Annotated in this window: 9 protein-coding genes and 1 tRNA gene; 5 read left to right on the plus strand and 5 right to left on the minus strand. The window is 63.3% G+C overall.

The features are described 5' to 3' along the window. Positions 1 to 127 precede the first annotated feature (127 nt). A complete protein-coding gene (locus BRAGE_RS0135865; protein ID WP_051378261.1) occupies positions 128 to 1,246 on the plus strand; it encodes an AraC family transcriptional regulator in 1,119 nt (372 codons plus the stop codon). 155 nt (positions 1,247 to 1,401) lie between these two features. On the opposite strand, the gene BRAGE_RS0135870 is transcribed toward BRAGE_RS0135865, so the two are convergent. Further along, positions 1,402 to 2,304, minus strand: coding sequence for a hypothetical protein (locus tag BRAGE_RS0135870; protein ID WP_027561538.1), 903 nt, complete (start codon positions 2,302 to 2,304; stop codon positions 1,402 to 1,404). Positions 2,305 to 2,423: 119 nt separating this feature from the next. Continuing rightward, complete coding sequence (locus BRAGE_RS0135875) at positions 2,424 to 3,206, minus strand: alpha/beta fold hydrolase (RefSeq protein ID WP_027561539.1); 783 nt, start codon at positions 3,204 to 3,206, stop codon at positions 2,424 to 2,426. A gap of 181 nt (positions 3,207 to 3,387) precedes the next feature. Between BRAGE_RS0135875 and BRAGE_RS0135880 the strand changes: the two genes are divergently transcribed. The 3 genes from BRAGE_RS0135880 (at position 3,388) to BRAGE_RS58100 (ending at position 10,088) form a co-directional block, all read left to right on the plus strand. Further along, complete coding sequence (locus tag BRAGE_RS0135880; protein WP_027561540.1) at positions 3,388 to 3,942, plus strand: isochorismatase family protein; 555 nt, start codon at positions 3,388 to 3,390, stop codon at positions 3,940 to 3,942. 378 nt (positions 3,943 to 4,320) lie between these two features. Then, a complete protein-coding gene (locus BRAGE_RS0135885; RefSeq protein WP_027561541.1) occupies positions 4,321 to 9,144 on the plus strand; it encodes an NAD-glutamate dehydrogenase in 4,824 nt (1,607 codons plus the stop codon). A 560-nt stretch (positions 9,145 to 9,704) separates the two neighbouring features. Further along, positions 9,705 to 10,088, plus strand: coding sequence for a CbrC family protein (locus BRAGE_RS58100; RefSeq protein ID WP_231164356.1), 384 nt, complete (start codon positions 9,705 to 9,707; stop codon positions 10,086 to 10,088). On the opposite strand, the gene BRAGE_RS0135890 is transcribed toward BRAGE_RS58100, so the two are convergent. The 3 genes from BRAGE_RS0135890 to BRAGE_RS0135900 form a co-directional block, all read right to left on the minus strand. Next, positions 9,980 to 10,354: a hypothetical protein gene (locus tag BRAGE_RS0135890; protein WP_027561542.1), complete on the minus strand. Its 375-nt coding sequence runs from the start codon at positions 10,352 to 10,354 to the stop codon at positions 9,980 to 9,982. The genes BRAGE_RS58100 and BRAGE_RS0135890 overlap by 109 nt on opposite strands. Positions 10,355 to 10,571: 217 nt before the next feature. Further along, positions 10,572 to 10,648 (minus strand) — tRNA-Arg (locus tag BRAGE_RS0135895). 266 nt (positions 10,649 to 10,914) lie between these two features. Next, positions 10,915 to 12,414, minus strand: coding sequence for a sensor histidine kinase (locus BRAGE_RS0135900; RefSeq protein WP_027561543.1), 1,500 nt, complete (start codon positions 12,412 to 12,414; stop codon positions 10,915 to 10,917). A gap of 380 nt (positions 12,415 to 12,794) precedes the next feature. On the opposite strand from BRAGE_RS0135900, the gene rpmH reads away from it, so the two are divergent. Continuing rightward, on the plus strand, positions 12,795 to 12,929 hold the full coding sequence (gene rpmH / locus BRAGE_RS50845) for a 50S ribosomal protein L34 (RefSeq protein ID WP_008542748.1): 135 nt from the start codon (positions 12,795 to 12,797) through the stop codon (positions 12,927 to 12,929). Positions 12,930 to 12,948 lie beyond the last annotated feature (19 nt).

A 12,948-nucleotide genomic window follows, 5' to 3' on the forward strand; every position in this document is an offset into this window, starting at 1 on the left:
CGATGCGCGCGTCTGAAAAAGGAGCTTTACTGGGGGCGGGGCACGCTGGCTTGGAATATGCGCTACACCGACTAGGACTGATCGCTACAATCTTCGCGATTGCAAATCACTGTGGTCGCCTTGCCACATGAGCCGGCGCGTTGATCCGATGGCATGGTCGCATCCGGCCGTGTTTGAAATCCAGGCGCTTCCGATTGCAAGCCACCATCAAAGGCCTTTGAACGCCGCGCAATTTCCTGCGACAAATGGGCGCCGGGATATCTCACTCTCAATGGAGCGATCGTTGGTTATTGGCGACGAATTGATTGCGTTGGAGCTTTCCAGCTCGGCGTTCGCCGAACGAGACAGGACCGAAGCTTTTCACGAGGTCTATGGCCGCGAAATTCTGAAGCTGGATATCGAACCTCTGCCCGAGACGACGCTCCAGGTCGATATGAACCTGCGCGCTTTGCCCGGAATGTCCGTAGCCATGGCGAGCGTTTCTCCGATCGTCTGTCGCCATACCACGTCGATGATCGACAACGATGATCCGGTGATAGTGCTTAATCTCGAGGGGACTGCGACCTACAGGCAGAACGGCCATGAGACACGTCTCGGTCCCGGCGATGCGATGCTCACCACCAATGGCCTACCGGGGACATCGATTAGTCACGGCGCGAACCGTGTGATCAACTGGCGCATCAGCCGCACGCTGATCGCGCCGCTGGTAAAGAATTTTGATCAAGCCGTGGGAAAACCTCTCGATAGGCACAATCCAGCACTTGCTTTCTTCCTGGATTACCTCGGCATAGTCAATGAGAGGCAGACGCTCGCTAAGCCGGAAATGCGGCGGGCCGTGGTGACCCATATGCTCGATCTAGGCGCCCTCTTGCTCGGCGCGACTCCCGATGCGGCTGAAATGGCCGACTTGCGCGGCGTTGCAGCGGCCCGCATGCGGAGCATAAAGGCGCATATCCGCGCCCAGGCAGGTACCCCTGATTTCAGCCTGGCTGCCGTCGCCGCGAAGCAGGGCATCTCGAAGTCCTACGTCCGCAGGCTCTTCGAGGTCGAAGGCACGAGTTTTACGGAATTCGTTCTGAATCATCGACTCGCCTTGACCTACAAGATGCTGACAGACCCCAACCTTGCAGGCCGATCAATCAGTGAGATCGCACATCAATCCGGCTTCAACGACATCTCGTACTTCAATCGCACCTTTCGCCGCGTCTACGGCGTGCCACCGTCGGAGATCCGCGTACGCAAGTGACCAACCGGACCTGTCGGTGTTGCCCGTCTCGTGACCGCCCCAGAAATCTGACGACTAACTTGGCGCTACGGCCGACCCGTATTGAACGGACGCAGTCCGACGCTCCATCCAGCTGAGCTGCGGGCCGCATGCGGCCGCAATGTCACGCGGCGCCGTTACAGTTTTCCATAGACTCGCGCGGCGACCGCCTTCAGGCGCTCGACCGAGCCGGATTCGGGATGCGGCTTGACCGGTGCGAACAGGATCGAAGCCTGCCTGCCGTTCTTCCAGACATAGATGTTGACGGCACTGCCGTTGCCCTTGGTGCAGGAATGCTCGCCGAACGCTTCACCGCCGAGCTCGGGTATCGCCACGTGCTTGCAGGGGCCCGCGCGTTTCATCATGCCGATCGCCGTGTCGCGCGAGGTCGCGATCACCGCGGCGGTCATGGTGTTGGCCTCGCGATCGAACATCATGCAGCTGCCCGCGCCGGTCCGCTGCACCGTCAGCGTGCTCTTGTCGAGAAAGCCATCGGCATCCGCGGCCGTGAGCCACTCGCAATCGCCGAACCGCTCGCTGCTCTTGCTCACATTGGCGATGGCAACGCGCGCTGTTTCGGTGAGCGGTCCGAGCAGCGCGTCGTCGGCACGGCGACCGGTCGGATAGACGCTGATCTGCAGGATGGTATCGCCGGACAAGGCGACGACCGAAGCCTCCTGGCGCTCTGCCCCGGCGGCGCTTGTCCCGCCCTGGCCTTCGTCGCCGATCCCCGCGACTGCGTTAAGCTGCATGCGCTCGCCGAGCGTCTTGACGAAGGTCGCGTACAATTCCCTAGCGCGGTCCTTGTCAGGATTGCGGAACACGGTCAGCATCATCGTGTCGCCGCGCCCGGCCTGGTAGATGCAGCCGCGGCCGTCCTGATTTGAAATCAGCGACCATTTGAGCGCCGGCATCGCGCCGGCGAGCTCCCGGGCGCTGATGAACGTGCAGGTCTCTGCCGCGCGCGCGGGAAGCACCGGAACGGCTGCGAATGCAAGGAACAGGACGAGGCAGGAGAACAGACGATCGATAAGAGGCATGGGAGTACTAACTACCGCAAATGGCGCGCCATGGTCGATGACGATGGGCACTACTCTTTCGCCGTGGCACCATGATGAATCTTGCGGGTTCGCGTACGGCTATCCCGCCGCGACGAAGCTTACCCGGGGCTTCGCACGTAGAGCGAGATGAACCGGTCGATCATCGGGTTGATCTGCTCCGGCACTTCCAGCGACAGGAAATGCCCGGAGCCGACGGCCTTGGCCGTGACCAGTTGCGGGCACAGCGCCGCAAAACGATCCAGATCCGCGAGCCTATGGGCCGCCTCGATGTAGAGCACCGGGACCCGGCACGCCTGGGCGCACTCACGCGCCCGATGCACATCCCAGGGGAACAGGCTTGTAAACGTGGACACCAGCACATGCTGCGGCGTCGCCAGAAAGGTCTGTTCGACATGGGCGCGGCATCTGTCGGTCGGCAGACAGGAGTCCGCCACGATCTTCCGCGCCTCGTCCGCAAAATTCGCGCCCTTCAAGCCCTCCAGATACCCGGCGAACACCGTCCCTGCCGAGGCAGGGAAGAGCACCCCTGAATCGAGCAGCACCAGGCCTGCAGGAAAGTCCGGATAGCGGGCGGCGATTTCGAGCGCCATGTTGCCACCCATGCTTTGACCCACGATGACCGGCTTGGTGATCTGCTGTCGGTTGCACAGAAAGACCAGATCTTCGGCGAAGCCTTCGATCGAATACGCCTGTTGCGGCTTGTCGCTCTCACCATGTCCCCGCAGCTCGGCATTCAACGCCCGACCTTGACGGGCGAAATATTCCATCTGCGGCGCGAAATGCGTGCGATCCCCGCCGAGGCCATGGACGAACAGGAATTGAAGCGGTCCCGCCCCGGCGATGTCGAAGGACAGCTGGATGCCGTCATGCGCGAGTTTCATGGGCCATCCCCGTATTCACCGACATGTCCAGGCGTCTCTGGCGAGTACCTAGTCTAAGTGACGCGCCACGGCTGATAAAGATGGGCACTACTCTTTCGCCGTGGCACTATGATGTCACCCCCCACGGGACCTCTACCGACGGCGGGCGCGGGGCGTCAGCTTGAAACTTTGAGAGGCGATAATGGACATGGTTGTTGTCGTCGATATGCAAGTTGGGTTGTTAGACGGAGCGCCCAAGCGCGATTTGTACGGGGTGATCGAGCGCATCAATATGGTCACGGAAATGGTCCGCGGGCGATCTGGCAGGGTCGTATGGATTCGGCACTGCGGCAAACGAGGGGATGGCTTCGAGCGAGGCGCCAAAGGCTGGGAATTCCTTCCGGAGTTGGTTCGCAAGCAAGACGACATTGTTATTGAGAAGACGCTGAACGATCCGTTCGTAGGAACTCCTCTCAAAGAGACCTTGGCTCAGCTCGCACCCGACCGCATACTTGTCGCAGGTTGGGCTACCGACTTCTGCGTCGATGCGACAGTCCGGTCCGCTATCTCGCTTGGTCATGATGTCGTTGTGGTCGCCGATGGTCATACTCTTAGCGACCGACCTCACCTCGGCGCCTCAGCAGTCATCGAGCATCATAACTGGGTGTGGAGCGGTCTTCTCACCAACCGGTCAATTCGTGTTGCAACCACGGATCAGTTGATCAGTGAAAGTCCGACACTTGAACCTCTGCGGTAGACGACCATTAGGACGGCTAGATAAGGGCGACGGTGTCGCACCGGGCCATCGGGGGCGTAAATGTTTGTCGGCACATTACTGCAGCGGCACCGCATGAAGTAGCCTCGTGCGGCTCGACCCGAGAAAGCATTTACACAATTGAAATTCCTCGTCATTTTGCAGGGCACCCAACGGCGCGATGGTCGTTGGCACCGGTTTTCCGCCCGCAAAGCGCGCCTCACAACTCCGCGCGCCATGACGGCCGCGGAGTGCTAATATCGTCGAGCCGCAAGACCGACGATTTCGCCAAGGCGATTGAAACGCGGTCAACAAGATGCGCTCGAAGAGGCGCACTCCAAGAACAACGCCCGACCGTAATTGCGGTTCGTCGGCTGGGACATGGAGGACGCTATGGCATGGCGCGACGACAAGGCCCGGGCAACCCTGATCCGCGAGGCAGCCGGAAGCGTGCAGCCGGGAAAGGCCCCCCCAAGCTTTGCGGAGCTTCTGTTCGCCTTCACCAATGTCGAGGATCTCGCCAGTCACGATGCCTCCTCGCTTGCCTTCCTGGCCGAGCAAGCCTGGGAGCATGTGCAGCGGCGTACGGCGGGGCGTGCCGATATCCGCGTCGTCAATCCGCTGATGCCGGACGGGCGCGAGATCTCCGTGCTCGAAATCCTCAACGACAACATGCCCTTCCTGTTCGATTCCACCATGGCGGAGCTCACCGAGCAGGGCATCGAAGTCACTCTCGTTGCTCACCCCATCATCGCGGTGGAGCGCGATGACCAGGGCAAGCTCCTGCGCTTCTACGGCGAGGCACTGCCGGAAGGGGCAAAGGGCGCGCGCGAGAGCCTGATTCACCTCCACATCACCCGCCTGGACGCCGACGCGGACCGCGAGAGGCTGATTGACGGCCTCACCAGGGCGTTGGGCGACGTGCGCGCCTGCGTCGCGGACTGGCGCGCCATGCGCGACCGCGTCGAGGACGCGGTCAAGACGTTCTCGTCCAATCCGCCGCCGCTGCCGATCGACGAGGTCGCCGAGGCCAACCAGTTCCTGCAATGGCTGTGCGCGGACAATTTCACCTTTCTCGGCGTGCGCGAATATCGCTTCTCGCCCGGCCGCGATGCGTCGGACGACATCGCGACCGCGGAGGGCCTCGGCATCCTCCGCGATCCCGACGTAAAGGTCCTGCGCCGCGGCAGCGAAATGGTGGTGATGACGTCGGAGATTCGCGAGTTCATGCGCGAGCCGACCCTGCTCATCGTCATCAAGGCCAATGTGAGCAGCCGCGTCCATCGCCGCATCCGGATGGATTATGTCGGCATCAAGCTCTATACGCCCGACGGCCGGCTCGAGGGTGAATTGCGCGTCGTCGGCCTGTTCACCTCGGGTGCCTATACGCGCTCGGCACGACAGATCCCCTATGTTCGCCACAAGGTATCGCGGGTGCTCCAGCGCGCCGGCTTCGACCCGAACAGCCATTCCGGCAAAGCTCTCCAGCATATTCTCGAGGAATATCCGCGCGACGAGCTGTTCCAGATCGACGTCGATACCCTCTTCGATTTCGTCATGGAGATCCTGATCCTCTATGAGCGCCCCCGCGTCCGGGCGCTGGCGCGGGTCGACAAGTTCGACCGCTTCGTTTCCATCCTCGTGTTCATTCCGCGCGACAAATACGACACCGACGTGCGCATGCGCGTCGGCGCCTTCCTGTCGCAGAGCTACAAGGGGACACTGTCGGCCTCCTACGTGTCCTTCCCCGAAGGAGCATTGGCGCGCGTCCACTACATCATCGGACGCTATGAAGGTAAGACTCCCGCCGTCGAGCGCGCTACGCTGGAAGCCGGGATCAGCGCCATTGCCGCGACCTGGGCCGACAAGCTGAAGGCCGCGCTGGCTGCGTCGACCGACGGCATGCGGGCGCGCATGCTCGCAAATCGCTACGCTCAAGCCTTCAGCGGCGGCTATACCGAGGCTTCCACGGCAGAACAGGCGATCGCCGATATCGCCACCGTCGAGAGGCTCACGCCAGCCCGCCCGGTGACGATTTCGGTTCACCGCTTCGAGGAGGACGATCCCAGGCGCTTCGGCCTGAAGGTGTTTTCGGATGCCGCGCCGCTGTCGCTGTCCTACCGCGTGCCGGTGATCGAAAATCACGGCCTGCGCGTGGTCAACGAACGCACCTATCAGATCGTGCCCGGCAACAGGCCCGAGCCGGTCTGGCTGCACGACATGACGATCGAGACCAGCGACGGCCAGCCGATCGAGATCAGCCGGGACTTCAGCCATCGCCTGGAGGCCTCGATCATGGCGGTGGTCACCGATCGCGCCGAATCCGACGGGTACAATGCCTTGATCCTGCGCACGGCCCTGGGCTGGCGGGAAGTCTCGACCATCCGGGCGCTGTCGCGTTATTTGCACCAGATCCGCGCACCCTTCACCCAGGACTATATGTGGGAGACCTTGCGCAAGAACGCCGCGATCACGGCCAACCTCGTCGCGCTGTTCCAGGCCCGCAGCGATCCGCGCCTCGTCCTGACCGATCGCGAGCGTTCGGCACGCGAGATAATTCTCCTTGCCGAGATCGAGGAGCAGCTCAAATCCGTCGCCTCGCTCGATGAAGACCGCATCCTGCGCCGTTTCACCAATCTGGTGCAGTCGACCATCCGCAGCAATTTGTGGCAGGTTGGCCCGGACGGACATCCGCGCCCGGTGATCTCCTTCAAGTTCGACGCGCGCAAGATCGAGGATCTGCCCCCTCCCCGACCGCTCTACGAGATCTTCGTCTACTCACCGCGTGTCGAAGGCATTCACCTGCGCTTCGGCAAGGTCGCGCGCGGCGGCCTGCGCTGGTCCGACCGGCCGCAGGATTTCCGCACCGAGATCCTCGGCCTCGTGAAAGCGCAGCAAGTCAAGAACGCCGTGATCGTGCCGGTCGGCGCCAAGGGCGGCTTCGTGCCCAAGCGCCTGCCGCCGCCCTCCGATCGCGAGGCGTGGCTCGCGGAGGGCACCGAGGCCTATCGCATCTTCGTGCGCTCGCTGCTCGAACTCACCGACAATCTCGACGGCGACATCGTGGTGCCGCCCGACTTGACCGTGCGGCATGACGGCGACGATCCCTATCTGGTCGTCGCCGCCGACAAGGGCACCGCCACCTTCTCCGACGTCGCCAACGCGATCTCGGCCGAGAAGGACCATTGGCTCGGCGATGCCTTCGCCTCCGGCGGCAGCCAGGGCTACGACCACAAGAAGATGGGGATCACGGCGCGCGGCGCCTGGGAGGCGGTCAAGCGCCACTTCCGCGAGCTCGGCACCGACATTCAGACCATGCCTTTCACCGTGGTCGGCGTCGGCGACATGTCGGGCGACGTCTTCGGCAACGGCATGCTGCTCTCGCCGGCGACGAGGCTCGTTGCGGCGTTCGATCACCGCGACATCTTCATCGATCCCTCCCCCGACCCGGCGATCAGCTTCACTGAGCGCAAGCGCCTGTTCGACCTGCCGCGATCGAGCTGGCAGGACTACGACAAATCTCTGATCTCGGAAGGAGGCGGCGTGTTCTCGCGCTCGCTCAAGGCGATTCCGCTCGCCCCGGAAGTGCGCACCCTGCTCGATCTCGACAAGGAGCAGGCAACGCCCTTCGAGGTGATGACGGCAATCCTGAAGGCGCGCGCGGACCTCTTGTGGTTCGGCGGCATCGGCACCTATGTCCGGGCCTCGGCGGAGAGCGACGATCAGGCCGGCGACCGCGCCAATGATCCGATCCGCATCAGCGGGACCGACGTTCGCGCCAGGGTGATCGGCGAAGGCGCCAATCTCGGCCTCACCCAGCGCGGGCGCATCGAAGCGGCGCAGAAGGGCGTCAAGCTCAACACCGATGCGATCGACAATTCGGCCGGCGTGAATACGTCCGACGTCGAGGTCAACATCAAGATCGCATTGGCGCGCCCCGAGCGCGAGGGACGCCTCAGCCCGGTTGACCGCAACACCCTGCTTGCCGCGATGACCGACGAAGTCGGTGCGCTGGTCCTGCGCAACAACTATCTGCAGACGCTGGCGCTCTCGCTCGCCGAACGCAAGGGCATGGCCGAGACCGGCTTCCTCACGCGCCTGATGCAGTCGCTCGAGCAGCGCAGCCTGCTCAGCCGCGCCGTCGAATTCCTGCCTGACGACGCCGCGATCGCCGAACGGACCAGGCGCGGGCAGTCCCTGACACGGCCCGAGCTCGCGGTGTTGCTCGCCTACGCCAAGCTGACGCTCTACAGTGACCTGCTCGAAACCGGCGTGCCTGACGATCCTTATCTCGCCCGCAGACTGTCCCTGTATTTTCCGCGCGAGGTTCTCGACAAATTCCCGGCCGCGGTCGAGCTCCATCGACTCCGACGCGAGATCATCGCGACCAGTCTCGTCAATGCCGTGATCAACCGCGGGGGCCCGGCCTGCATCGTACGCCTGACCGACGAGACCGACGCCGATATCTCGACCATCGTCATGGCCCAGGTGGCGGTGGATGCGATCTACGAGCTCAGGCGACTCAATGACGCGATCGACGCGCTCGACAATCGAATCGACGGGCAGTTGCAGCTCAGCCTCTACGCGGCGATCCAGGATCTCCTGCTCTCCCGCATGGTCTGGTATGTGCGCAATGTCGATTTTGGGGATGGCTTGGGCGCGGTCATTGCCCGGTTTGGCCCTGCGGTCCGCGAGATCGCGGCCTCGCTCGACACGGCCCTTCCAGCGGACATGCAGGCCGCACGCAGCAAGCGCCGGCAGGACCTGACCGATGCCGGCGTCCCGTCCGGCCTCGCCGGCGAACTGGCCGATCTCGATGCCCTGGTCCCGGCGCCTGACATCGTAACGGTGGCCGAGCGCACCAGCCGCAGCATCGGTGATGCCGCCGCGACGTTCTTTGCCGCCGAGGCCAATTTCCGTCTCGACCGCATCACCGCCGCTGCGCGCAACGTGCCGGCCAGCGATCATTTCGAACGCCTCGCCATCGACCGCGCCGTCGACCTGATCGCGGCTGCCGAAAGACGCCTGGCCGCAGATATGCTGACGATCGGCCAATCCGGTCAGCAGGCGGCGGAGACCTGGCTTGCAGCTCATCCCGAGGCGACGCGTATCCGTCGTGCCGTCGAGGAGATTGCCGCCGGCGGCCTGACGCTCGCCAAGCTGATGGTGGCGGCGAACCTGCTGGGGGACCTGGTCAAAGCCTGAGGGCGTGCGAGACAGCGATGAGCGACGTGCAATGCTAGCGCAAGACGGAGGAATCCGATGATGATCCACGCGACTTGCCATACCGCCGATAACATCCTCTGTCTCGAGTTCGATGCCACGCCCTGGTTCAGCGAGGCTGACGGTCCGAGCATTGTCGATCTGGCCCAACGCGGCTGGGCCAGCCCGGCGATTGCGGACTCCCTCGAACGCCGACGAGGATACGAGGGCCTGCATGAACTGGTCGAGTATGCGGCGAAACGCCTGCAACCCGACACCATCGAGGATCCAGCCTGGGAAACCTTCGAGTGTGTCGTCGACGGACCGGAGGCCATAGCCTGGCTCGAGAAACCGGCCAGACGTTGCGGCAAGAATTCCGATCCAAGGCCGCGGTCGGCCCTGAGCAATTCCCGCTTTTGCAGAGATGCTCGAAGGCTGATAGAGCCATCCCGGCAACGCTTTGGAGCTGACTTACCAAGTCATCCTAATCGGTCAGAGTTGCTTGCGATCAGGCCATTTTGGACTTTACGATCGCCAAGTCCGCTATTCTCACAGGGCAATCGGTGAGCAACCTTCCAAGCTTCAAGTATCACCCGGACCCTGTCGCGACCGGCAGCGTTCAGAAATCTGACGTCCAGTGCATATGTTGCGGGCAAGCACGAGGGTATGTCTACATTGGCCCGGTGTACGCAGCAGAAGAACTATGTGAAAGCCTATGTCCGTGGTGTGTCGCCGATGGATCGGCACATGGAAAACATGGTGCGAGCTTCACTGACGAGTCGGGGGCCGGTGCGCGACAGGCAGCGCACCTCCGTCGTTGCGGCAATCAAGCCTCATCTCATCGCTTGGCGTTCCGCATCTTGCTCGCGCCCCTGAGCGGGGTCGCCGGCGGGGAAGCCGGATTCGCCCAGCCTGACATCTGCAGACAGGTCAGCAGATCGACATAGCTTTGGATTCCATCTGCCGAAGCCTCGCCTTCGCAACTCTCACGCGCGGGCCCCGGAACAGTCAGCCAGGCCGAACCGAGCTGTTGCTGCGCCAGTGTCTCGTCACGCATGCATTCGCCGGCATCCTGCGCCAGGGCGAGCCCTGACGCTTTGTCGTCAGCGGAAACATCCCTGCAGAGGGCTTCCACGTTGAATATGGGCACTCGGTCTGAAATCGGGATCGCGGGCTGGCCAAGAAGCAATAGTGCCAACAGTGCTGCTTTCATGAGACCCTCCCTTAAATCGGGTTGGACGGGGCAGCTTGGGCGAGGCTAGGCTTGGTTTGTTTCCGGCTGGCTTCGCCCGTCCGGCAAAAGGTTTCGTCCTTGCCCGGCAGCGCTTTGTGAGCTTCCCGATGAATGCGGGTCGCGGCGATGCCGAGCCTGTCCGGCACACCCATTCGCACCAAGGGATGGGGAGATATCACCGCCAAAGGACGGAAAATGGCGCGCCCGGAACGATTCGAACGTCCGACCCTCAGATTCGTAGTCTGATGCTCTATCCAGCTGAGCTACGGGCGCGTTTTTCGCTGATGGTGCGGGCTTTAGCCCACACGCAGCCTCCGGACAGCGCCGGAGGGGTGCGAAAGAGCGCTCTGACTAACCGCTCTTGTCCCGATTGGCAAGGTCCGGGTTGGGGAGATTTTGCAGGGAGATGACGATCTCCACCCGGTCATTCCGGGGCTCGCGAAGCGAGAACCCGGAATCTCGCGCCCAAAACCTCTGGATTCCGGGTTCGGCGCTTTGCGCCGCCCCGGAATGACAGGTTCACTCGGCCTCTGGCCGACCTACGCCCTCTGCCGCTCGTTGCGAACGGAGAGGAGTTCCACGGGGCGGTCGGGGATGACGATCCGGAAGGTGGCGCCGATGGTGCCTTCGACGAGGTGAATGTCGCCGCCATGGGCGCGGACCAGCTCGGCGGCGATCGCCAGGCCGAGACCGCTGCCGCCGGGGCGGCCGGAGGTCTGGAACGCCTCGAACAGATGCTCGCGGGTCTTCTGAGGCACGCCGGGGCCGGTATCGGAGACCTCCAAAATCGCGACGGCGCCTTCGCGCTTTCCCGTGATCCGGATCTGCTGCGCGCCGCCATCGCCCGAGGAATGGCTTTCCAGCGCCTGGGCGGCGTTGCGGACGAGGTTGAGCAGCACGCGGAACAGCTGATCGGGATCGGCATCGATGGCGAGCCCGCGCTCGATCGCGGCGACCCAGGCGATCGAGGCGTCGCTGGCAAGCCCCGCCGTCTCGCGCACCTCGAGCACCACGGGCTCGATCAGGATCATGCGGCGGTCGGGCGCGGCCTCCTGGGCGCGGCCATAAGAAAGTGTCGACTGGCAGAAGGCGATGGCGCGCTCGAGCGAGCGCACCAGCTTCGGCGCAAAGCGCTGCACCCGCGGATCGGGCACGCTGGCGAGCTGGTCGGACAGCAGCTGCGCGGAGGCGAGCAGATTGCGCAGATCGTGATTGATCTTGGACACGGCGAGACCGAGCGCGGCGAGCCGGCTCTTCTGATTCAGCATCGACATCAGATCGCGCTGCATGTCCGACAATTCGCGTTCTGCGACGCCGATCTCGTCGCTGCGCTGGCTCGGCACGATGATGCGCGCCGAGCTCTCCGGGTTCTCGTGGAAGCCGACCAGGCTCGCGGTCAGCCGCCGCATCGGCCGCACGAACAGATAATGGAGCGCGAGATAGACGAGACCCGCGGTCAGGACGCCGATGATCAGCGCCACCACCACGACGTTGCGGGAGAAGCGGTACATCGACTGCCGCAGCGGCAATTCGTCGGTCACGATCTCGACGAATTGGGCATTGCCGACGCCGGGCCCGACGATGCGGATCGGCTGGTTGCCGGTCTCCAGCATCATCTGGAACGAGCCGGTGATCGCTTCCCACACGCTCATGTCGCGCAGGTCGACGTCATGCTCGATCGTGGTAGGCAAATTGTCGCTGGCGAGCAGACGGCGCTGCTGGCCCATCTTGATGGCAACGGCGCGGGCATTGATGCTCTTCAGGATCTCGCGCGAGAGCGAATCGGGGACCATGCCGAGCGGAGCCGCATCCAGCACCAGTGCTGCCGTGTTGGCCGCCGCGACGCGGTCGTTGAGGCGGTTGACCCAGAAGTTGGCGATGGCTGGCACGTAGAGCAGGATGGCCGCGATCATCACCAGGGGCACAGTGAGCAGCAGCAGCTTGCCCGACAGCCCAAGCCCGGCAGGCCCCCGCGGCCGCGTCGCCGCCGGGTCCCGCTGATCCGCATCCTGGATCGGCTGGAGGTCTGTCGCTGCCACGAAATTCGTCCTCGCTGCCTTGCCGAGTGAACAACTTGCTTGGTGAACGATCTGGCTGAGGAAGGATGCGGTCCGCCCCCCGCCCGGTCAAATTACAGATCGCTAATCTGCCAAGGTGGGATGTAATCACGGACGCGGCGAGTCGCTACCTCAAGGGTTAAAAACCCCGCACAAACAGCGATATTCACCGGAACAGCGCGCTCTTGCGGCGTTGACGAAAACAAGACGCTCCCTTATAAGCCGCGCAAATTGTCCGCGATGACCCGGTGTGACGCCGGGAGCGGCTCTCTTGGGGCCGAAAAAGGCCCGTTTTGGGCCGCATCTTCCGGACTTTACCATCAATTCTACAGGCAAATTGCCCGGTCAGCGGAGAAAAACCCGTGAAGCGGACTTATCAACCCAGCAAACTGGTGCGCAAGCGCCGTCACGGTTTCCGTGCCCGTCTCGCCACTGCCGGCGGCCGCAAGGTCCTCGCCGCCCGCCGCGCCCGCGGCCGCAAGCGTCTGAGCGCCTGAGCCGGACCCCCATTTTTGG

Source organism: Bradyrhizobium genosp. SA-4 str. CB756 (genome assembly GCF_000473125.1).
Classification (GTDB): Bacteria; Pseudomonadota; Alphaproteobacteria; order Rhizobiales; family Xanthobacteraceae; genus Bradyrhizobium; species Bradyrhizobium arachidis.